We start from the raw sequence: 21,980 nt of genomic DNA on the forward strand, positions 1-21,980 counted from the left end.
AATGGTCATAGACACCTTGGAAGATATGACATCTACAATATGAGACCTGCCATATGAAAAAAATTGAAGCGATTATTAAACCGTTCAAACTCGATGAAGTGAAGGAAGCTCTTCATGAAGTCGGGCTTCAGGGAATTACCGTCACTGAAGCTAAGGGCTTTGGCCGCCAGAAAGGCCATACGGAGCTCTATCGAGGCGCGGAGTATGTGGTGGATTTCCTGCCCAAGGTAAAAATCGAGATCGTTCTGGAAGATTCGCTGGTTGAGCGGGCACTTGAAGCCATTCAGCAGGCTGCCAGAACTGGGCGGATCGGAGACGGCAAGATATTCGTCTCCACCGTGGAAGAAGTAATTCGTATCCGGACGGGCGAAAAAGGCTCTGAAGCGATCTGAATAATACGCAGCCCGGCGAACGGGCGGCGACTGAATTTACCCCTGAATAGTTATACAGAGAGACGTTAAAATGGCTGCTGATGTTCTTAAAATGATTAAGGAAAATGAAGTCGAATATGTAGATCTTCGTTTTACCGACCCGAAAGGTAAATGGCAGCATCTCGCTATGCATGTAGATGTTGTTGACGAAGATATGTTCGAAGACGGCGTGATGTTCGACGGTTCATCCATCACAGGGTGGAAGGCCATCAATGAGTCAGACATGACCCTAATGCCTGACGCCTCCTCGGCTGTCATGGATCCCTTCGCAGCGCGGCCGACACTGATTGTCTTCTGCGACATTCTCGATCCGCTCAGCGGCGAAAGCTATGAACGCGATCCGCGCTCCGTTGCCAAAAAAGCGGAAGCCTATCTTGCCAGCACAGGCATCGGTGATACCGCCTATTTCGGTCCGGAAGCCGAGTTCTTCATGTTTGACAATGTCCAGTTCGAAAACAGCAGTCACCACACTTTCTACAAGCTTGATGACGTGGAATCAGCGACCATGACCGGGGCGGAAATTGAAGGCGGCAACTCAGGCCATCGTCCGCGCGTCAAGGGCGGCTATTTCCCGGTTCAGCCCATTGATAGCGGCGCAGACATTCGGAGCGAAATGGTAACCGTCTGTAAGGAAATGGGCCTTTCCGTTGAAAAGCATCATCATGAAGTGGCGCCTAGCCAGCATGAGCTGGGTATGAAGTTCACGACTCTTGTTAAGGCCGCTGACGAAATGCAGAAGCAGAAGTATGTTGTTCACAACATTGCCCATGCCTATGGCAAAACCGTCACCTTTATGCCGAAACCAGTTTCCGGCGACAACGGATCAGGCATGCACACGCATATGTCCATCTGGAAAGGCGGCAAACCGACATTCGCCGGTTCCGGCTATGCTGATCTGTCCGAGTCGGCGCTCTACTATATTGGCGGCGTCATCAAGCACGCGAAGGCGATCAATGCCTTTACCAATGCGAGCACCAACTCCTACAAACGGCTGATCCCGGGCTTTGAAGCGCCGGTCCTACTCGCCTATTCCGCGCGCAACCGTTCTGCTTCCTGCCGTATTCCGTACTCTCCAAGCCCGAACGGCAAACGCGTTGAAGTCCGCTTCCCCGATTGCACGGCCAACCCATACCTCGCCTTCGCCGCGATGATGATGGCGGGCCTTGACGGTATCCAGAACAAGATCCATCCGGGCGATGCCATGGACAAGGATCTTTACGACCTGCCGCCGGAAGAGTTGAAAGACATCCCGACGGTTTGTGGCTCCCTCCGTGAAGCGCTCGAAGCTCTTGATGCGGACCGCGAGTTCCTGAAAAAAGGCGGCGTTTTCACCGACGATATGCTTGATGGTTATATCGCGATGAAGTGGGAAGATGTGTTCAAATTCGAACATGCGCCGCATCCGGTCGAGTTCGATATGTACTACAGCGTCTAAGCGCCACATATAACAATGAAAAAGGCTGCCAGGAAACTGGCAGCCTTTTTCATTTCAACTGGCTAAAGCTATGACATGTCGGCCATAGCGCGATTACTGGTCAACGGGTCGCGGCTTGCCGTTATCGTCAATGGCCACGAAGACATAAATACCTTCCGTGACTTTTATCTCTTCAGGGTCCAGTTTCCGCGTGACGATAGTTGTTAGTTTCACGGCAACGGAAGTCCGCCCCACCCTCTCGATCTCGCCATAGATACTGACGACATCGCCAACCTTGATCGGCTGGTGAAAGGTCATGGCCTCGACTGCGACCGTAACAGTACGCCCCTTCGCCCGACGCGCCGCCATGATGCCGCCCGCCATGTCCATTTGAGACAAAACCCAGCCACCAAAAATATCGCCATTGTTGTTACAATCACTGGGCATTGGCGCGGTACGGATTACGGGGTCACGGAATTCGATACTCATGATCTTTAGGCTTCCTTATCACTGTAGATTAAGAGTATAACCTATACAGATTCAGCCCGTGGGGCGAACAAATTTTAATGCGTGCAACGTTTCAAAACAGTCAGTGAATTGTCTTAATGTCCGATCTTTTTCAGCAACCAAAATCCGAAAGTGCAGATTACTCCGCCAAAGACATCGAGGTCCTTGAAGGACTGGAACCGGTCCGGTTACGACCAGGTATGTATATCGGTGGTACGGATGAACGGGCGCGCCATCACCTGGCGGCCGAGGTCCTGGATAATTCGATGGATGAGGCCGTGGCTGGCCATGCGACACGCATTGAGGTGGAGCTGTTTGCAGACGGCTCACTCAGCATCCGGGACAACGGCCGGGGCATTCCCATTGATCGGCATCCCAAGTTCAAGGACAAGTCCGCCCTTGAAGTCATTCTGACAACGCTCCATTCAGGGGGTAAATTCTCCAACAAGGTATACCACACAGCAGGCGGCTTGCATGGCGTCGGCATTTCGGTCGTCAATGCCCTGTCCGACCGTATGACGGTTGAGGTTGCCCGCGACAAAGAGCTGTGGCGACAGGAGTTTTCCAAGGGCGTTCCCGTGACGGCGCTCGCGAAGGTCGGGGCCGCGCCAAATCGACGCGGCACTTCCGTCCAGTTTCACCCCGACCCGGAGATATTTGAAGCCGGCACGGCCCTTCGCCCGGCAAAGCTATACAAGCTGGTTCGCTCAAAAGCCTACCTGTTTCGCGGTGTTGAAATTCGCTGGAAATGCGACGAGGAATTAATCAAGGATGAGACACCGGCCGAGGCAACGCTGCACTTTCCGGGAGGCTTGCGCGATTTTCTGAGTGCGTCTCTCGACGGCATCAAGTCCGTTACCCAGGAACCTTTTGCCGGTCGCGTCGAGATTGACAATGACCGGGGTCGCGTCGAATGGGCCATTGCCTGGCCGCTGACGAATATGACCTTTCTCAACTCCTATTGTAATACCGTCCCGACGCCGGAGGGAGGCACCCATGAACTCGGCTTTCGGGGCGCGCTGTTGCGCGGGCTCAAAGCCTATGGGGAACTGATCAACAACAAGAAAGCGGCACAGATTACGGCTGAAGATATCCTCTCCGGCGCCGCGGCTGTCCTTTCCGTCTTTATTCCCGACCCGCAATTCCAGGGGCAGACGAAGGAAAAGCTGACCACGACGGAGGCGAGCCGCCTTGTCGATCTCGCCATTAAGGATCACTTTGACAACTGGCTTGCGGCCGCCCCGGATCAGGCGAACAACCTGCTTGCTTGGGTGATCGAAAAGTCTGAAGAGCGCCTTCGCCGCCGCCAGGAAAAAGAAACGAGCCGCAAGACCGCGACCAGCCGCCTGCGCCTGCCCGGCAAGCTCGCCGATTGCAGCAAGAGCGGACGCGACGGCACCGAGATTTTCATCGTCGAGGGCGACAGCGCCGGTGGTTCCGCCAAGCAGGGGCGCGACCGCAAGACACAGGCAATTCTGCCGCTCCGCGGTAAAATTCTCAATGTCGCCTCCGCCACTAATGACAAGATCAAGGCTAATCAGGAATTAAAAGACCTGGTACAGGCGCTCGGCTGCGGCCTGCGCGAAAAATACAGAAGCGAAGATCTGCGCTACGACAAAGTCATCATCATGACGGATGCCGATGTCGACGGCGCCCATATCGCCTCCCTACTCATGACGTTCTTCTATCGTGAGATGCGCCAGTTGATCACTGACGGCCATCTCTATCTGGCACAGCCGCCGCTCTACCGGCTCTCGCAGGGGGGGAAAACCTTCTACGCCATGGATGACACTCATAAAGACAAACTCATGGAAACTGAATTCAATGGCCGCGGCAAGGTCGATATCAGCCGCTTTAAGGGCCTAGGTGAAATGCCGCCAGCACAGTTGAAGGAAACAACCATGAACCCGGCGAAGCGGGTCCTTCTCAAGGTTGATGTGCCGATGGAGGAATTCGGGGAAACTGCCGATCGCGTTGAAAGCCTGATGGGTAAGCGGCCGGAACTCCGCTTCTCCTTCATCCAGGAAAATGCCCGCTATGTCGAGGATCTGGACGTTTAATCGCCGTTTTACGTCCGGGCGAGCCAGTGACGCATATATTTGCTGGTCATCTCCGGCTCTTCCATGGTTGGCAGATGACCGCAATTGGGGATTTCGACATATTGCGCTGTCGGGATTTCGACGGCCATTTCCCGCTGGATTTTTGCCGGGGTCAACTTGTCATCAGCGCCCGACAAAACCATTGTCGGGCAAGTGATTGTTTTTAGAACATCCCATAGTGCGATGCGATCCAACGAAGCGCGTTCCTGACGAAGGAAAGCGTCCTTTCCGACATCTTCGGCCATTTTGAAAATACGGGCGACAAGCTCTTCGTCTTCCAGTCGCGATTCATGGATCAGGATTGGCAGAAGGCTACGGGTCACACCCTTGAACGCAGAGCCCTGCTCCACCAGCTTAATGAAATCGATCCTCTTCTGGCGTTCCTCCGGCGTGTCCGCCACGGCGCGCGAATCCATGATGGCCAGATGTGTTACCCGCTCAGGCGCGTGACGCATTATCTCCAAAGCGATATAACCGCCCATTGACAATCCGGCGAGCGCAAACTTCTCTGGCGCTGCGTCAAGTATTCGGCGGGCAATTGCCGACATGCTGTCGTCCTGCGTATGATCCCCGATGGTAATTTCGGCGATATCGGAGAGCGCACTGATCTGGTCGCGCCACAAATCCGCCGTGCACAACAGCCCCGGAACAAGAACAAGTGAATGTTTTTCTGTCATTTTTGCGCGCTTTGCTGTAATTTGGTGGAGATTTTCGGTTCTTGGCTCAGTCTTTCTTTTACAGATTGGATTTCAGCTTGAGAACCGTTAACTTTAAAATACAGCATATTTGGTGTAATACTCCTGCTGCATGCCCGGTTTTACTGGGCAAATCGCAGGAATCATTTGACAGAATGCGCATATTCACTAGATTGCGCACAGTTTTAAGATGATTTTATTTTTTTTACGAACGGTAGTTCTCTCTATATGAAATTTGTAGATCTCGGCCTTAGCCCCGAAGTGTTGAAAGCGGTTGAGGAAACCGGTTACGAAAATCCGACGCCTATTCAGGAAAAAGCCATTCCCTATGTATTGATGGGGCGTGATGTTCTGGGTACGGCGCAAACCGGCACCGGCAAGACGGCAAGCTTCACCCTTCCGATGATTGATATTCTCGCCTCTGGTCAGGCGAAAGCACGGATGCCGCGCTCCCTGATCCTGGAACCAACGCGGGAACTCGCGGCGCAGGTCGCGGACAATTTTGAAGTTTACGGTAAATACAGCAAACTCTCCATGGCGCTTCTTATTGGCGGCATGTCATTCGCGGATCAGGATAGCAAGCTCGACAAGGGTGTGGACGTGCTGATTGCAACGCCGGGTCGCCTTCTCGATCATGTTGAACGCGGCAAGGTTCTCCTCAATGGCGTGAAAACCCTGGTGATCGACGAAGCCGACCGGATGATGGACATGGGATTCATTCCAGACGTTGAGCGGATCGTCTCCCTATTGCCGCCGCTTCGCCAGACGCTCTTTTTCTCCGCCACCATGTCGAAGGAAATGCGGAAACTTGCGGACAAGTTCCTTCTCAACCCGAAGGAAGTGGCCGTCTCCCCACCGACATCAACCGCAGCTACGGTGACTCAGGGCCTGCTTTTGGTGCAGAAGGCGGAAAAGCGTCCGGCTTTGCGCAAGCTTCTTAAACAGGAAAAAGTGAAGAACGCCTTTATTTTCTGCAACCGCAAGAAAGATGTGGATATTCTTCTCGGCTCCCTGACCAAGCATGGCTTTAATGCCGGCGCGCTGCACGGCGACATGAGCCAGAGCCATCGCATGGAAACGCTCGACAAGTTCAAAAGCGGCGAGATCAAATTGCTCGTTTGCTCCGATGTTGCTGCCCGCGGAATCGATGTCAGCTCCGTCAGCCATGTGTTCAACTTTGACGTTCCGACCCATTCTGAAGATTACATTCATCGCATCGGGAGAACGGGACGCGCGGGTCAGGAAGGCCACGCCTACACGATCGTCACGAAAAGCGAGACCAAGTATCTGGACGGGATCCAGAAACTGGTAGGCCGGGACCTTCCGATCATCACCCTTGACGGCATGGAAGAAGTCGCCGAGGAAGCTGCTGCCATCGCAGAACGTGAGAAAAACTCGGGACACGGTGAAAAGAAGGGTCGTCGGCGCAAGAGTGAGGATTCGGGCTCGGCAAGACCTCCGCGCAAGAGTGCTCCCCGGGACGAAAAAGCCCCTTCAAAGAAGAATGAGGCAAGTGGTTCCGACGCAAAGGCAAAGGACGAGAAGACCAGGGACAAAAAGCCCCGCCGTTCGCACCATCAGGCAAATGACGATCAGGATACCCCGGTCGTCGGACTCGGAGACAACGTTCCGGCCTTCTTCAAAATTCCCTTGCGAAAGACGGCGCAGAAATAATCATTCTTCGCACCGGGCTTCCTGAAAAAGGAAGCCTTTTTTGTTTTCATACAATTGTGTAATTTGTAGTATTCAGCAAGTTTTACATGCCAGAACATGAGCAGTAGCGACGCTGCGGGAAAGGTGGCTTCTCTTGAAAACGATTTTTATCATGGTGAAATGTGAACTCGGCAAGGCATATGATGTTGCGGCAGAAGGCGTCGAAAATGTAGAGCAGGTCTCAGAGGTTTATTCCATTTCCGGAAAATACGACCTGATGATGAAATGCTATCTCGATGATGACCAGGACATCGGGCATTTCGTCAACGAACAGATTCAGACCCTGCCGGGCATAAAAGATACCTTCACCATGATCACATTCAAGGCATTCAGTTAATCTTTTCAATCGACTCAGGATACGGCGCCGGAAAACATTTCCTTTGCGCGCCTGTCAAAATTACTTAATCTATAGATCGCTTTAGGGAGTAGAGCGGGACAACCGTTTCTGAGACTGCACAGGGAGACTACATTGTGAAAAAGAAATTTATCAGCCTGATTTCTGCGGCCGCCATGATGGCGGTGCCAGCCATGGCAAACGCCGCGGATCCCGTTAAAATAGGATTTGTCACCACCTTGACAACCGGCGCTGGCGCGATCGGCAAGGATATGCGCGAGGCGGTGGATCTTGCTGTCATTCATCTTGGGGGCAAGATGGCAGGACGCGATATCGACGTCATTTATGAAGATGACGGCTTCAAGCCGGAAATCGGCAAGCAGAAAACCGATAAGCTGGTCAAGAAGGACAATGTCGACTTTATCGCCGGCTATATCTGGAGCCATGTACTGATGGCGTCCTATAAAAGTGCCGTAGACAGCGGGACATTCCTGATCAGTTCGAATGCGGGCCCGAGCGCGCTTGCCGGCAAGCTCTGCCATGAAAACTTTTTCTCGACCTCCTGGCAGAATGACCAGACACCGATGGCCATGGGCGAGGTGCTGAACCAGCGCGGCGTCAAGCGGCTGTATATCATGGCCCCCAACTACGCGGCGGGCAAGAATATGGTGACCGGCGTTGAACGGACATTCAAGGGCGAGATCGTCGGCAAGGATATGACGAAATTCCCGGCCCAGCTCGACTTCTCTGCTGAATTGGCCAAGGTTCGGGCTGCAAAGCCGGATGCACTCTTCGTCTTCTATCCGGGTAAACATGGCGCACAGTTCATGGCCCAGTATGCCCAGGCCGATCTGGCAACATCCGTACCTCTCTATACGACCTTCACGATCGACTCGATCAGCCTGCCCCGCATTGGCGAACAGGCAGAAGGCAGCCTGATGACCATGTTCTGGTCTCCGGACCTCGACACTCCGGCCAACAAGCGCTTCGTCGGCGACTTCATAGCGAAATACGGCCATTACCCGAGCCATTACGCCGCGCAATCCTATGACTCGATCATGCTGATCAACAGCGCAGTGGAAAAGGTCAAGGGGGACCTGAGCAACAAGGATGCTGTCCGGGCAGCGCTCAAGGCCGCCGAGTTTGAAAGTGTCCGCGGCAAGCTGAAATTCGGGAATAACAATATTCCTATCCAGAATTTCTATCTGCGGCAGGTCGTCAAGGATGATAAGGGACAGTACACAACGAAAATTGTTTCTACAGTCTATGAAGACCATCAGGATACATATGCTAAAGAATGCAAAATGAAGTAATCCCATTTGCGTTTTCCAACACTGAAAAAGGTGCGTAAATCGTCATGATCTGCGCACTTTTTTTCACATGCCAAACAAAGCGACACGGTAAGGCTAATCGATGAACTGGTTATTACTGCTGGAACAGATATTGAACGGGTTCCAGCTTGGCCTGCTCCTCTTTCTGCTGGCGGCGGGTCTCACGCTCGTCTTCGGTATTATGGATATGGTGAACCTTGCCCATGGCTCGCTCTATATGATGGGCGCGTATTTCTGTGCGACCTTCACGGGATGGACCGGGTCCTTCCTGCTGGGTGCCCTCCTCACTTTGCCTGCGGTCTTTTTACTCGGCATCATCGTCGAGGTAGTTGCCCTGCGCACCCTCTACGCCCGCGACCATCTGGATCAGGTAATGGCGACATTTGGCCTGATCCTCTTTTTCAATGAGGCAACACGCCTGATCTGGGGCCCGATCGGCCTGGTCATCCCGCTCCCGGACTTTCTCAACCAGACAGTGGAGATAATCCCCGGCGCGCCCTACCCCGCCTTCCGGCTGGCGATCATTATTGTCGGCTTTCTGATCGCCGGACTGCTGTATCTGATAGTCTCCCGGACGAAGCTCGGCATGTTGATCCGCGCCGGTGCGAGCAATCGCGAGATGATCGGCGCACTGGGCATTAACATCCGCCTACTTTTCACGCTTGTCTTCGGCCTCGGCGCGGCACTGGCCGGCCTTGCCGGATTAATGGCGGGGCCTATCCTCTCGGTCGAGATCGGCATGGGTGAGGGCATCCTGATCCTGACCCTCGTCGTGATCGTTATCGGCGGAATCGGGTCTATCAAGGGGGCCTTTATTGCAGCCATCCTGATCGGTCTGATTGACACGGTCGGCCGCTCCTTCCTGCCAGAGATACTGGATCTTATTTTACCGTCCCAGACAGCAGCAACGGCAGCCCCGGCCATTTCCTCAATGATGATTTATCTTCTGATGGCGCTGGTCCTGGCGATCAAGCCGCAAGGACTGTTTCCGCCGAAGGGAGTTGGCCGATGAGCTTGTCTTCCCGCCAAGTGATAAACTCCGCCCTCCTCGTTTTCCTGGCCGCCCTGCCCTTCCTGACGGACTGGGTCGGCGACAGCTTCTATACCGGGCTGGTCGCCCGTATTCTTATTCTCGCGATCGCGGCCTTAAGCCTAAATCTGCTGATCGGATATGGCGGCATGGTGAGTTTTGGGCACGCCGCCTATATCGGTGTCGGCGCCTATGTGGTCGGCATCGGCGCGTTTCATGCGTTCGAGGATGGGATTGACTGGATGCTGAACGGCTATGTCCAGCTTGTTGCGGCAATTCTTGGGTCGGCAGTGATTGCCCTTATCATCGGCGCGATCAGCCTCCGGACCCGCGGGGTCTATTTCATCATGATAACGATGGCCTTTTCCCAGATGTTGTATTTCACCGCTGTTGGCGTTGAAACCTATGGCGCGGACGATGGGCTGTCGATCTACTCCCGGAGTGACATGCTGGGCCTGATCGACCTGAATGACGAAAAAAGCCTCTACTACCTGATATATGTCTCCCTGCTCGTCGTCCTCTATCTGATGCATCGGCTGGTCGGCTCGGCCTTCGGGAACGTTATCCGGGGGAGTAAGTCTAACGAGGCACGCATGCGCGCAATTGGCTTTTCCCCCTACAAGTACCGCCTGACGGCTTTTGTTATCGCGGGGGCGATTGCCGGATATGCCGGATTTCTCATGGCCAACCTCAATGATTTTGTCAGCCCCGATGTGATGCACTGGACGCGATCGGGCGACCTGATCATCATGATCCTGCTGGGCGGGATGGCGAGCCTGTTTGGCCCTTTATACGGTGCGCTGGCCTTCCTGATGCTGGAGGAGCTTCTCTCATCAATCCCGCTTACAGTTGGGGGACTCCGCGTCGGTGAATATTGGCAACTGTTGTTCGGTCCCCTTCTTATCCTGGTCGTGCTTTACGCCCGAAACGGCGTGGACAGCTTCTTACCCGGTGCAAGGAAGGGCTCATGACGACACCAGACCTCCTGATCGTTGAAAATCTGGTCAAACGGTATGACGGGCTGCTTGCCACGGATGATCTGTCCCTGACGGTGCGTCAGGGGGAACTGCACGCGATTATCGGCCCGAATGGCGCCGGCAAGACGACCTTGATCAAGCAGCTCACCGGTGAAATACGGTCTGATGCCGGACGGGTGATATTTGCCGGTCAGAATCTAAAGCGAGTGTCGGAGCCCGGCCGTTCCCATATCGGACTTGCACGGTCGTTTCAGATTACCTCACTTTTTCAGAATTTCACGGTACTGGAGAATGTCTGCCTCGCCGTTCAGGCCCATAGCGGACACTCCTTTCGTTTCTGGAAAAAAATCAATAATGATACAAATTTGACAGAGCCCGCCCTGACCATTCTCCAGCATATGGGGCTAGAGCAACGGGCCCACACAGTCACCTCCAGCCTCAGCCACGGGGAACAGCGTCAACTTGAAATTGCGGTAGCCCTGGCAACCAAACCCAAACTGCTGTTACTCGACGAACCTATGGCGGGGATGTCAAAAGAAGACAGCGAGACGCTAATTGAACATCTTCTAGAGTTGAAAAACCGCTATACCATCCTTTTGATCGAGCATGACATGGATGCTGTCTTCAGTCTGGCGGACAGGATCAGTGTCCTTGTATATGGACGGGCCATCGCCACCGGAACGCCTGATGAAATCCGTAACAACGAGGACGTCCGGCAAGCCTATCTTGGTGAGGAGGCCTAGCATGTTGGAAGTGAATGCCATCGACAGTTTTTATGGCCAAAGCCAGGTGTTGTTCAACATGTCCCTGACCGTGAAAGACGGCGAGGTCGTCACCCTCATGGGCCGCAATGGGATGGGCAAGACAACCACTATCCGCTCGATCATGGGACTCACGCCGGCCCGGCAGGGAACCATCAGGTTCAAGAAAAAAGATATTACCTCCCAATCCCCATACCGGATCGCGCGGCTGGGAATTGGCCTGGTGCCGGAAGGCCGGCTGGTATCACCAAACCTGAGTGTGGAGGAAAACCTCGTCGCGACCGCCAATGCGGGTCCCGGCGGCAAGGGACGCTGGGATCTTGAGTCCATCTGGAAAATGTTTCCCAAACTCCGCGAACGAAAAAGCAGCATGGGCAATCAGATTTCCGGCGGCGAACAGCAAATGCTCGCCATCGCCCGAGCCCTGATGACAAACCCGGAACTTCTGCTGCTCGATGAAGCGACGGAAGGACTGGCGCCCCTCATCCGGCAGGAAATCTGGCGTTGTCTTCGCAACTTGAAAGACGAAGGTCAGTCCATTCTTGTTATCGATAAAAATATCCAGGCTCTCGCCGAGATTGCCGACAGACATTACATCATTGAGAAAGGATCCGTTGTCTGGGAGGGAACGTCTCAAAGACTGCTTGAAGACCAGACGGCGAAACAACAGTATTTAGGCATATAAGGGTAATCTATAATTATATTTAGAAATATAGCACCCACAAGTTTAGAAAATTTTCACGCTTTCTATCTATTATATTTACATTTCAGAATATTTTTTTTAATTATACGTCGCCAATAATATTTTATACTGACAAAATACCATTCTTGGGAAAATCCGCAATTAATATGGAGGCTTGATGCTTTGGCAGTGACGGAGGATTATCGGAAAGTACGTGTCATAGCCAAAAAGACACTTGCCCTGATCGAAGAACAAGGCATTCGACCGACACCCCATAATTATGCTGTCTGGTTTGAGTATTTGCAGGAAACTAATCCGGATTTAACTCGGGCGCTCAACGAGCTGTTGGCAAAGAACGGCAAATATTCCGAAAATATGGGAGTTGAACTTTTCAAACTGTTCTTTACCCGTGAAAAAGAAGGGCGGATTGTCCAGGAAACCAATCGCCTGGTCCAGAAATCAATGGACAATGTAATGGGCAACCTGAAAAGAACAACGGCGGATTTTTCGACCTACGGTGAACAGCTAAATGATTTTGCGCTTAAAGCCGAAGGGATGAACGGGCAGGATCTGCAGGACATTATTAATGAAATTGTCTCCCAGACGAATTCAATGTCTGACAATACCTCTTCCCTCTATAAAGGCCTTGATTTTGCTTCGCGCGAAATAGCGGAACTGAAACGGCGCCTCCAGCATGTCCAAAGAGAAGCCTATACCGACTCCCTAACTGGCATTCCAAACCGTAAAAGTTTTGATAGCGTGTTATCAAGGGAGATAGCGGTCGCACGTGAAAACAAATCAAACTTGTGCCTTCTGATGGCAGATATTGATCATTTTAAGCAATTCAATGACCTCCACGGTCATACATTTGGGGATCAGGTCATCAAGCTTGTCGCGTCTACCTTGGCAAAAGGCATAGGGAAAAATGCATTGGCCGCAAGATACGGCGGTGAAGAATTCAGTGTGATCCTTCCGGCGACCGACCTTGCAGATGCTGTCAATCTCGCTAACGACCTGCGAATGGCCATTGCGGCAAAAAGACTGATTCAAAGATCGACAAAAAAGGATGTCGGAAAAATCACCATGTCATTCGGTGTTACGGCGTATACAAATTCGGAAGATCCGACCGCCTTTATCAATCGGGCGGACCAGGCGCTCTATTCCGCGAAAAATGCCGGACGAAACTGCGTAAAGCATCTTCAATCCAGTACCGATTTTTAAGACCCAATCCTTACCCAGAGACACCTACGAGATAGGTGTTACAATGTGAATTCTTGCGTCGCCTAATTTTCAGATGCTAGAGAAAATCCTGTTCTCCCCGCTGCTATTCGACTAATCTTGTTGGATATACACTCTCAAAAAAACAACAAAGTGCGGGACCTAATGACATACGCAACGATTAAATTCGATATAAAGGACGGCGTTGCCAGGATAACGCTGAACCGTCCCGATAAACTCAACTCCTTTAGCGACGAGATGCATGAGGAACTTCGGTCCATCATGCCCGTTCTTGAAGGCGACGATGTGCGCGCCGTTCTGATCACCGGCGAAGGCAGGGCCTTCGGCGCCGGCGCCGATCTTTCCTCAAGCAGTGCGTCCGGAGGTGTCCTTGATGCCGGGGAAACACTGGAAAAAAATTACAATCCGCTGATCCTGTTTGTCAGGAATCTGGAAAAACCTGTTATTGCGGCTGTCAACGGCATCGCCGCCGGCGCGAGCATGAGCCTTGCGCTCTCCTGTGATATCGTGCTGGCCGCAAAATCCGCGTATTTCCTTCAGGCCTTCTGCCATATCGGGCTGGTACCGGATGCGGGCAGCACCTACTTTCTCCCTCGCCTTGTCGGAACGGGCAAGGCAATGGGCCTAGCAATGCTGGGCGATAAGCTTCCGGCCGAAGAGGCGGAGAAAATGGGCCTGATATGGAAAACCTATGAGGATGACGAGCTGATGCCCGCGGCGGAGGCCCTCGCGGCTAAACTGGCGGCAGGACCGACGAAGGGGTATGCCTATATCAAGCAGGCAATGAATGCCAGTCTTGCAAATGACCTTGAAGCGCAGTTGAAAGTGGAACGGGATTTCCAGCAGAAGGCAAGCCGGACGGAAGACTTTATCGAAGGAGTCTCCGCCTTCCTTGGCAAACGGAAAGCCAATTTCAAGGGCCGCTAGGATGTCCGGAAACGACGGGCTGAATGCCGCCGATATTGCCAGAACCGTTGGCGAAACCATGTACCGCAAGGATACAGCGGCGCAGCATATCGGGATTGCCCTGAAAGAGATTGGCCCCGGCCGGGCCGTGATGACCATGCGGGTGACGGACTATATGCTGAATGGTCATCATATCTGCCATGGTGGCTATATCTTCACCCTAGCCGATACCGCCTTTGCCTATGCCTGCAACAGTTACAACCAGAATACAGTCGCGCAGGCCGCCCAGATCAATTTTATCCAGCCAACACCGTTGAATACGCTTCTGACGGCAACGGCGAGCGAAATTGCACGGACCGGCCGGACCGGACTTTATGATATTACCGTTCACGATGAAAACGGTGAAACCGTCGCCTTTTTTCGCGGCAACTCTCACACCATAAGGGGACAAATGATCCCGGGTCTTAATGAAAGAAAAGAAAAATGAAAAACGCGTATATCTGTGATGCAGTTCGAACCCCGATTGGCCGTTATGGCGGCAGCCTGTCTGCTGTCCGCCCTGATGACCTTGGGGCGATCCCGATCAAGGCCCTGATGGACCGCAATCCGTCCGTCAACTGGGAAAAGGTCGATGATGTCATCTATGGCAATGCGAACCAGGCGGGAGAGGATAACCGCAATGTTGCCCGTATGAGTGCCCTGCTCGCGGGGTTGCCCGAAAGTGTCGGTGGCGCCACGATAAACCGCCTCTGCGGCTCCGGCATGGACGCCACGGCAACGATCGCCCGCCAGATTATGACCGGCGAAGCCAATCTCGGCATTTCCGGCGGCGTGGAAAGCATGAGCCGTGCACCGTTCGTCATGGGCAAGGCAACGACGCCCTTCTCGCGCAATGCCGAGATTTTCGATACCACCATCGGCTGGCGCTTCGTCAACAAGAAGATGAAGGATCAGTACGGCATCGATTCCATGCCCGAAACGGCAGAAAATGTGGCGGAGGATTATCAGATCCGGCGCGAGGATCAGGATCTGTTTGCCCTCCGCAGTCAGGAAAAAGCAGCCGCGGCACAAGCCAATGGCTCCTTCAATGATGAAATCATTCCGGTCCAAATCCCGCAGCGCAAGGGCGACCCGATCATCGTCGACAAGGACGAACATCCCCGCGCAACGAGCATCGAAAAACTCGCTGCCCTTAAGGCGCCATTCCGGGCAGGCGGCTCCGTTACCGCCGGGAATGCGTCAGGTGTCAATGATGGCGCCTGCGCGATCCTGCTCGCCTCCGATGAGGCAATAGAGGAATATGGCCTGACCGCAAAAGCGCGTATCCTCGGCGCGGCGACAGCCGGCGTACCACCGCGGATTATGGGAATCGGTCCCGCACCCGCCAGCCAGAAGCTGCTGTCTCGTCTCGGGCTCACCATGGATGACATGGATGTGATTGAACTCAACGAGGCTTTTGCCGCACAGGGCCTCGCCGTCATGCGCGAGCTTGGCCTTAAAGATGATGACCCTCGCGTCAATCCGCTGGGCGGCGCGATTGCTCTTGGCCATCCGCTCGGCATGTCCGGCGCACGGCTGCTGACAACGGCGATGTATCAGTTGCACCGCACCGGTGGACGCTATGCGCTTTGCACCATGTGTATCGGTGTTGGCCAGGGGATCGCCACCGTCATCGAGAGAGTCTGACGACTATGAGGGCGGCATGCGTCTGAACCCACCGTCGAGAGACGAGTTTGATCCGATCGAGATTGCCAGCCGGGATGAAATCTCGGCGCTGCAGCTGGATCGGCTCAAATGGAGTTTGACGCATGCCTACCAGAATGTTCCGCTCTTCCGGAAGCGGTTCAATGCAGCCGGCGTTCACCCCGACGATTTAACCTCCCTTGAGGATCTAGCGAATTTTCCCTTCTGCAAAAAACAGGACCTCAGGGATAACTATCCCTTCGGCATGTTCGCCGTTCCAAAGACGGATGTTGTCCGGCTCCATGCCTCCTCCGGTACGACCGGCCGAGCGACAGTTGTCGGCTATACGCAAGGCGATGTGGATAACTGGGCCAATCTCGTCGCGCGCTCCATACGCGCCTCTGGAGGTCGGAAGGAACATACGGTCCATGTAACCTACGGCTATGGCTTGTTTACCGGCGGTCTCGGGGCGCATTATGGTGCCGAGCAACTGGGCTGCACCGTTGTGCCCATGTCCGGTGGCCAGACTGAACGACAGGTACAGATCATCAGTGATTTTGGCGCCGACATAATCATGGTCACGCCGTCCTACATGATGGCCATCGCGGAAGAGTTCGAGCGACAGGGTCTCGATCCCCGCAAATCCCCCCTGAAGGCCGGGATATTCGGTGCTGAACCCTGGAGTGAGGCGATGCGCCGCGAGATCGAGGCACGGTTCGATATCGACGCGCTGGATATCTATGGCCTGTCGGAGGTGATGGGCCCCGGGGTTGCAAGCGAATGCATTGAGGCGAAGGACGGCCCGGTCATCTGGGAGGATCATTTCTATCCCGAGATTATTGACCCGGAGACTGGCGAGGTATTGCCGGATGGCGAAAAAGGCGAACTTGTCTTTACAACCCTCACCAAGGAAGCTTTCCCCGTGATCCGCTACCGCACCGGCGATTTGTCCCGGCTGCTGCCGGGCACCGCGCGATCTATGCGCCGGATGGAAAAGGTTACCGGCCGCACGGATGACATGCTGATTATTCGCGGTGTTAACCTCTTCCCCTCCCAGGTTGAGGAGTTGGTGGTCCAGACAGAAGGACTTTCCTCTCATTATGTGTTGGAGGTCCGTCGCGAGGGCGCGCTCGACAGTCTCACTGTCAGGGTCGAACACGCCCTTTCAGGCGCCGCATCTGCGGACACCGCCGGGAAGCTTCGTGACCGGATCAAGGGCGTCCTGGGCGTCAATGCCATTATTGACATTTGCGAGCCGGGCTCGGTCGAGCGCTCCCTCGGCAAGGCCAAGCGTGTCATAGATCACAGAAAGAATTAAAGGCGTCTTATGACGAACAGTTTTCAAGGTTTCCCGAAGGATTTTCTACGCTTTTATGCCGAGCTTATCGCGAATAACAATCGCGACTGGTTCGCGCAAAACAAGCAGCGCTATAAGGATGTGGTCGTCTATCCGATGTGTGACTTCATCGAGGCAATGGCGCCGCGGCTTGAAGCCATCGCGCCGATGTTTATCGCCGACCCGCGCCCCAACGGGGGTTCCATGTTCAGGATTTACCGCGACGTGCGGTTCTCCCGCGACCCCAAGCCTTATAAAGAGCATGCCGCGTGCCAGTTCCGTCATCAGGCCGGACGGGATGCCCATGCGCCGGGTTATTATGTCCATCTCGCCCTGGACGGGGTGCGCTTTGGCGGCGGTATCTATCTGCCCCCTGCCCCGGTGCTCAATAAAATCCGCCATGCCATTGACGGGAAAAGCGCGGACTGGAACGCTATCAAGGACGATCCGGGCTTCAAGGCGACATTTATTGACGGCATTCGCGGCGATGGCCTCAAACGCGCACCAAAGGGCTTTCCCATTGATCACCCTGAAATCGAGGACCTGCGGCGCAAAACCCTGTTCGTCATGAAACCTCTCGCGAATATAGAGAAAATCACTACGCCGGAATTTGTTGATGAGGTGGACGAAGCCTTTCAAAAAGCGACCCCCTTCATGCGCTTCCTGACCAACGCGGTGGAGCTTCCCTTCTAGCGGTAATTTCAAGCTCACCGGCATTAACCTTCTTTTAAGACAAGTTTTCTAAAATTAGCGGCAAGTTGACTAAACGGCACCGCTTGAGGATTAATGCCATGATGAATATCATTGAATTACACCGCGATACGACAATTGACCTATACAGCACGGCGCACAACCTGATTGTTCATCAGGGAGAAAACGCCATTGAAATGCTGACGGCAGAGGCAAATGCTTTACGCCGGAATGACCAGGCAGAGGAAGATCTTTACGCCTGCATTGAGCTGATGCGCGTTGTGAATGAACTCATCGACATGGAAATTGCCGGTCCGATACATTAATCGCAGAAGCGACAAGTAACAAAAAAGGCGGCACTTAAAATGCCGCCTTTTTTGTCGGTATAAACCCGATATTCAGCTTTGCAGCACCACCCGGCCAACAATCTTGCCGGCGCGAAGATCTTCAAGAGTGTTGTAGGCCTCCTTCATCGGGCGCGGCGTAATGGAAAGTTCATTCAGTTTGCCGGCCTTGGCCAGCTCCATCAACTCCCGCATCTCCTGAAGGTTTCCGACATAACTTCCCTCAATCGAGATAGCCTTGATCGGGAACATGGGCAACGGCATGGAGAAACCGCCGCCGAAGAGACCTACGATGACCAGCTTGCCACCTTTGGTGAGCACTTTGGCACCGAAGGCCGCGCTGCTTTCCGCCCCAACAAAATCGATGGTCGCATTAACGCCGCCACCGGTCATGCCCATAAAGCTTTTAAAGGCTGCCGGATCGGAAGGGTCAATTGCCGCAACGGCACCGGCTTTGATGCCAGCTTCCCGTTTTTCGGGATCGATATCGGCAACATAGATTTCGGCATCTGTCACGGACTTGGCAATGGCCATTCCCGCCAGACCGACACCGCCCGCTCCGATAACCAGAAGTTTTCCGCCATCAGCCCGCGACTTCACTTTCTGAAGTGCGCTATACGCCGTAAGGCCCGAGCAGGTATAGGTACAGGCCAATTCCTTCGAGAGTGAGCCATAATCCAGCAAATAGCGGGAATGGGGCACCAGCAAGGTATCGGAATAGCCTCCTGCGACATCAACACCGAGTTGGCGGGGACGATTACAAAGCTGTTCCTCCCCCGATTTACAGATGGGACATTCACCACAGCCAATCCAGGGATAGACAACCCGTTTGTCCCCGACCTTCACGTCCGTGACCTTCTCACCAACTGCCGTGACGGTGCCGACAATTTCATGACCCAAGGTGTGCGGCAATTCCCGCCCACCCCGGATATCGAGCTTCCGCTCATTGCCGAGGTCGAAATACCCTTCCCAAATGTGAATATCGCTGTGGCAGACACCGCAGGCAGTGACATCCATCAGCACTTCTTCACCGCTCACACTTGGTGCCGAGCCGGTTTTCTCGACCAGCGGGGCGCCATATTCTTCAAATTGATAGCTCTTCATTTTTTCCTCCCAGAGTTCTTGAAACTCAGCGATCAGGCAATGTTGATCCAGGTTGTTTTCAGCTGAGTGTATTTTTCAAGAGCATGAAGAGACCGGTCACGACCGTTACCAGACTGTTTGTATCCCCCAAATGGTGTGGACATATCCACATCATCATAGGTATTCACCCAGACAGTACCGGCCTTCAGAGCCTGCGCGAGCTGGTGTGCCTTGGAGATATCCCGTGTCCAGACCGACGCCGCCAGACCATAGATCGTGTCGTTGGCAATCTTGATCCCTTCTTCCATATCCTTGAAGGTGATCGTGCTGACAACCGGGCCGAAAATTTCTTCTCTTGCAATGGTCATATCATTGGAAACACCATCGAAAATCGTCGGCTCAATATAGAAACCACCGGTTTCCTGACGGACCTGCTTTCCGCCATAGTGTAGTTTTGCGCCTTCTTCCTGACCCTTATTGATATAGCCCATGACGCGATCTGTCTGGGATTTGTCCACCATGGCGCCAATAATTGTTTTGGCATCCAATGGATCGCCCGGCTGCAATGTTTTTGCGACATTGGCGATCTTCTCAACCAGTTCATCCTTGATGCTGTCCTGGACAACCACACGAGACGCCGCCGTACATACTTCACCCTGGTTGAAGAACACGCCCATAGCGATTTTCTTCGCGGCAAGATCAAGATCGGCATCCGCCATCACAATGCTCGGGCTTTTGCCACCGCATTCAAGACCGACTGCCTTCAGGTTGCTCTCACCGGAATAGCGCATGAAGAGCTTGCCGACCTCTGTCGAGCCCGTGAAGGCCAGAGCATCCACGTCCATATGTCGGCCCAGTGCCTGACCCGCAGTTTCGCCGAAACCGGGAAGGACATTGAAGACGCCTTCGGGAATACCGGCCTCAATGGCGAGTTCAGCAACACGCAACGCGGTAAGCGGTGATTGTTCAGCCGGCTTCACGATAACGCTGTTACCCGCCGCAAGTGCCGGGGCAAATTTCCAGGCGCCCATCAACAGCGGGAAGTTCCAGGGAACCACGCAGGCGACAACACCGATCGGCTCGCGGGTGATCATGGCGATGGAGCGGCGGCGATCCGTCGGGGCGATTTCATCATAGACCTTGTCAATCGCCTCTGCATACCAGGAGATACTGCCCGCAGAACCCGGAATATCAACGGCACCCGCCCATTTAACAGGCTTGCCCATATCCAGACATTCAAGCAGCGCCAGCTCATCCTTGTTCTTCATGATCAGACCGGCAAATTTCTGCAACACGGCCTTGCGCTTTGCCGGCGCGGCGCGGGACCAGGAGCCGGCCTCAAAGGCTGCACGCGCAGCAGCCACAGCCCGGTTCACATCCTCTACATCACAGGCGGCAACTTGAGTAAGAACGCGGCCATCAACGGGGCTGACGCAATCGAAGGTTTTTCCGGAGGCGGCGTCAACATACTGGCCATTGATGAAGGCCTTGTTGCGAATTGAAATCTCGCTTTCGAGTTTTTCCCAGTCTTGACGTGTAGGGGCAGGTGCTGCGGACATGCTTATTCCTCTTTTATCTTATTGATGTCTGACATGATTTAATTTTGGCAAAAGCATAAACAATGCGCTGCCATCGCGAAAGAGTTAGTTTGCGTGACTTATCAATTTTTACTTGTTAAATTTGTAGAAACGCTCCTGACATTACCTCCAGCTTATTATATAACTCTTTTTTACCATATCTAGTTATAATCAATAGGACAATTTTATGGTGCCGGGAAATATTAATTTGACCCAGCTTCAGACTTTCCTCTGGGTTGCTTCCTTGCGCAGTTTCCGCAAAACAGCCGAAAAAATGAATACAACGCAGCCGGCTATTTCCGCAAGGGTTGCACGGCTGGAAGAGACGCTGGGCGTCCGGCTATTTGAGCGGGAAGCAAGTATTATTCGTTTAACGAGCAAGGGTATCGAACTCCTGCCATATGCGGAAAAGCTGTTGAGAACATCCGCACTGCTTGTGGAACGGATTGGTCAGGAAGAAAATCTCGCTGGCATCATACGTCTGGGCGTTTCCGAAACCATAGTCCATACGTGGCTTCCGGCCTTCCTCTCGGGATTACATCAGAAATATCCGGCAATCGAAGTGGAGATTGTCGTCGATACAACGATTAATCTCCGGAAGGAGCTGACAGATAGGTCTCTCGACTTTGCTTTCCTCATGGGCCCGGTAACTGATTTCCAGATTGAGAACCATGACTTGATTGAATTCGAGGTTGTTTGGGCTGCGTCCCGGTCGCTCGAGATCGACGCAGGCGCCCCACTTTCCCTTGATGAACTTGCAAGAATTCCGTTGATTACCTTTGCTAAAAACACACCTCCATTTGCCGAAATTTCCCGGCAACTCAGGAAAAACACCGACTTGCCGGCTCGTATTTTCCCCTGCAGTTCGTTGGCCGCAATTCTGAAAATGGCGCAGGATGGTATTGGCGTCGCCACCCTGCCCCGCAAAATGATTCAGGCGGAACTTGCAAACGGTACCTTGAAGGAGGTTCCCTGCGATTGGCGCCCCCCGAACCTGCGATTTACGGCGTCTTATCCAACAGAACCGTATAATCCGGTAACGGAAAAGTTCATCAGCCACGCGCTTGAAACGACCAAAGAATATCAAAAGCAGGTTATCACTTAGGGAGGCATTGCCCATCGGGATTATCGTCAATTTTCCATGTGCC

22 protein-coding genes are annotated in these 21,980 nt (G+C 53.5%); 18 read left to right on the plus strand and 4 right to left on the minus strand.

Going from position 1 to position 21,980, the window contains the following annotated elements; genetic code table 11:
* Positions 1-53: 53 nt before the first annotated feature.
* Both J0X12_RS15615 and glnA read left to right on the plus strand, forming a co-directional pair.
* Positions 54-392: a P-II family nitrogen regulator gene (locus tag J0X12_RS15615; protein WP_161315108.1), complete on the plus strand. Its 339-nt coding sequence runs from the start codon at positions 54-56 to the stop codon at positions 390-392.
* 70 nt (positions 393-462) lie between these two features.
* Entirely contained in the window at positions 463-1,866 is a 1,404-nt protein-coding gene (gene glnA, locus J0X12_RS15620; protein WP_207047363.1) for a type I glutamate--ammonia ligase, read from the plus strand.
* Positions 1,867-1,959: 93 nt separating this feature from the next.
* Here glnA and J0X12_RS15625 read toward each other — a convergent pair whose 3' ends face one another.
* Positions 1,960-2,334: an acyl-CoA thioesterase gene (locus J0X12_RS15625; RefSeq protein WP_207047364.1), complete on the minus strand. Its 375-nt coding sequence runs from the start codon at positions 2,332-2,334 to the stop codon at positions 1,960-1,962.
* Between the two features lie 116 nt (positions 2,335-2,450).
* Between J0X12_RS15625 and parE the strand changes: the two genes are divergently transcribed.
* Entirely contained in the window at positions 2,451-4,412 is a 1,962-nt protein-coding gene (parE, locus tag J0X12_RS15630; RefSeq protein ID WP_207047365.1) for a DNA topoisomerase IV subunit B, read from the plus strand.
* A gap of 8 nt (positions 4,413-4,420) precedes the next feature.
* On the opposite strand, the gene J0X12_RS15635 is transcribed toward parE, so the two are convergent.
* On the minus strand, positions 4,421-5,128 hold the full coding sequence (locus J0X12_RS15635) for an alpha/beta fold hydrolase (RefSeq protein ID WP_207047366.1): 708 nt from the start codon (positions 5,126-5,128) through the stop codon (positions 4,421-4,423).
* Positions 5,129-5,374: 246 nt separating this feature from the next.
* Between J0X12_RS15635 and J0X12_RS15640 the strand changes: the two genes are divergently transcribed.
* The 14 genes from J0X12_RS15640 (at position 5,375) to J0X12_RS15705 (ending at position 18,154) form a co-directional block, all read left to right on the plus strand.
* On the plus strand, positions 5,375-6,820 hold the full coding sequence (locus J0X12_RS15640; RefSeq protein WP_207047367.1) for a DEAD/DEAH box helicase: 1,446 nt from the start codon (positions 5,375-5,377) through the stop codon (positions 6,818-6,820).
* A gap of 133 nt (positions 6,821-6,953) precedes the next feature.
* The gene (locus J0X12_RS15645) at positions 6,954-7,196 is read left to right on the plus strand and encodes an Lrp/AsnC ligand binding domain-containing protein (protein ID WP_207047368.1); all 243 of its coding nucleotides are present in this window, start codon (positions 6,954-6,956) and stop codon (positions 7,194-7,196) included.
* A 173-nt stretch (positions 7,197-7,369) separates the two neighbouring features.
* Positions 7,370-8,506, plus strand: coding sequence for an ABC transporter substrate-binding protein (locus tag J0X12_RS15650; RefSeq protein WP_207047484.1), 1,137 nt, complete (start codon positions 7,370-7,372; stop codon positions 8,504-8,506).
* Between the two features lie 100 nt (positions 8,507-8,606).
* On the plus strand, positions 8,607-9,536 hold the full coding sequence (locus J0X12_RS15655) for a branched-chain amino acid ABC transporter permease (protein ID WP_207047369.1): 930 nt from the start codon (positions 8,607-8,609) through the stop codon (positions 9,534-9,536).
* Positions 9,533-10,525: a branched-chain amino acid ABC transporter permease gene (locus tag J0X12_RS15660; protein ID WP_207047370.1), complete on the plus strand. Its 993-nt coding sequence runs from the start codon at positions 9,533-9,535 to the stop codon at positions 10,523-10,525. The genes J0X12_RS15655 and J0X12_RS15660 overlap by 4 nt, the downstream gene beginning before the upstream one ends.
* Positions 10,522-11,274 carry an ABC transporter ATP-binding protein gene (locus J0X12_RS15665; protein ID WP_207047371.1) on the plus strand — a complete coding sequence of 251 codons (753 nt, stop codon included), beginning with the start codon at positions 10,522-10,524 and terminating at the stop codon, positions 11,272-11,274. Before J0X12_RS15660 ends, J0X12_RS15665 begins: the two co-directional genes overlap by 4 nt.
* 1 nt (position 11,275) lies before the next feature.
* Complete coding sequence (locus tag J0X12_RS15670; protein WP_237688174.1) at positions 11,276-11,977, plus strand: ABC transporter ATP-binding protein; 702 nt, start codon at positions 11,276-11,278, stop codon at positions 11,975-11,977.
* A gap of 186 nt (positions 11,978-12,163) precedes the next feature.
* Positions 12,164-13,195 (plus strand): GGDEF domain-containing protein, encoded by a 1,032-nt coding sequence (locus J0X12_RS15675; protein WP_288900596.1) that lies wholly within the window; start codon positions 12,164-12,166, stop codon positions 13,193-13,195.
* A gap of 162 nt (positions 13,196-13,357) precedes the next feature.
* A complete protein-coding gene (locus J0X12_RS15680; protein ID WP_207047374.1) occupies positions 13,358-14,140 on the plus strand; it encodes an enoyl-CoA hydratase in 783 nt (260 codons plus the stop codon).
* A 1-nt stretch (position 14,141) separates the two neighbouring features.
* The gene (gene paaI / locus J0X12_RS15685; RefSeq protein WP_207047375.1) at positions 14,142-14,606 is read left to right on the plus strand and encodes a hydroxyphenylacetyl-CoA thioesterase PaaI; all 465 of its coding nucleotides are present in this window, start codon (positions 14,142-14,144) and stop codon (positions 14,604-14,606) included.
* Positions 14,603-15,805 carry a 3-oxoadipyl-CoA thiolase gene (pcaF, locus tag J0X12_RS15690; protein WP_207047376.1) on the plus strand — a complete coding sequence of 401 codons (1,203 nt, stop codon included), beginning with the start codon at positions 14,603-14,605 and terminating at the stop codon, positions 15,803-15,805. The genes paaI and pcaF overlap by 4 nt, the downstream gene beginning before the upstream one ends.
* A 16-nt stretch (positions 15,806-15,821) precedes the next feature.
* Complete coding sequence (paaK, locus tag J0X12_RS15695) at positions 15,822-17,120, plus strand: phenylacetate--CoA ligase PaaK (RefSeq protein WP_207047377.1); 1,299 nt, start codon at positions 15,822-15,824, stop codon at positions 17,118-17,120.
* A 9-nt stretch (positions 17,121-17,129) separates the two neighbouring features.
* The gene (locus tag J0X12_RS15700) at positions 17,130-17,831 is read left to right on the plus strand and encodes a DUF2461 domain-containing protein (protein ID WP_207047378.1); all 702 of its coding nucleotides are present in this window, start codon (positions 17,130-17,132) and stop codon (positions 17,829-17,831) included.
* A gap of 98 nt (positions 17,832-17,929) precedes the next feature.
* Positions 17,930-18,154, plus strand: a complete 225-nt coding sequence (locus J0X12_RS15705) for a hypothetical protein (RefSeq protein ID WP_207047379.1) — start codon at positions 17,930-17,932, stop codon at positions 18,152-18,154.
* A 72-nt stretch (positions 18,155-18,226) separates the two neighbouring features.
* Here J0X12_RS15705 and J0X12_RS15710 read toward each other — a convergent pair whose 3' ends face one another.
* A complete protein-coding gene (locus J0X12_RS15710) occupies positions 18,227-19,276 on the minus strand; it encodes an alcohol dehydrogenase (protein WP_207047380.1) in 1,050 nt (349 codons plus the stop codon).
* A gap of 32 nt (positions 19,277-19,308) precedes the next feature.
* Positions 19,309-20,814 (minus strand): aldehyde dehydrogenase, encoded by a 1,506-nt coding sequence (locus J0X12_RS15715; RefSeq protein ID WP_207047381.1) that lies wholly within the window; start codon positions 20,812-20,814, stop codon positions 19,309-19,311.
* Between the two features lie 226 nt (positions 20,815-21,040).
* Here J0X12_RS15715 and J0X12_RS15720 point away from each other — a divergent pair, with 226 nt between their 5' ends.
* Positions 21,041-21,937 carry a LysR family transcriptional regulator gene (locus tag J0X12_RS15720; protein ID WP_207047382.1) on the plus strand — a complete coding sequence of 299 codons (897 nt, stop codon included), beginning with the start codon at positions 21,041-21,043 and terminating at the stop codon, positions 21,935-21,937.
* Positions 21,938-21,980: the final 43 nt, after the last annotated feature.

This window comes from Sneathiella sedimenti, assembly GCF_017313765.1.
GTDB lineage: Bacteria > Pseudomonadota > Alphaproteobacteria > Sneathiellales > Sneathiellaceae > Sneathiella > Sneathiella sedimenti.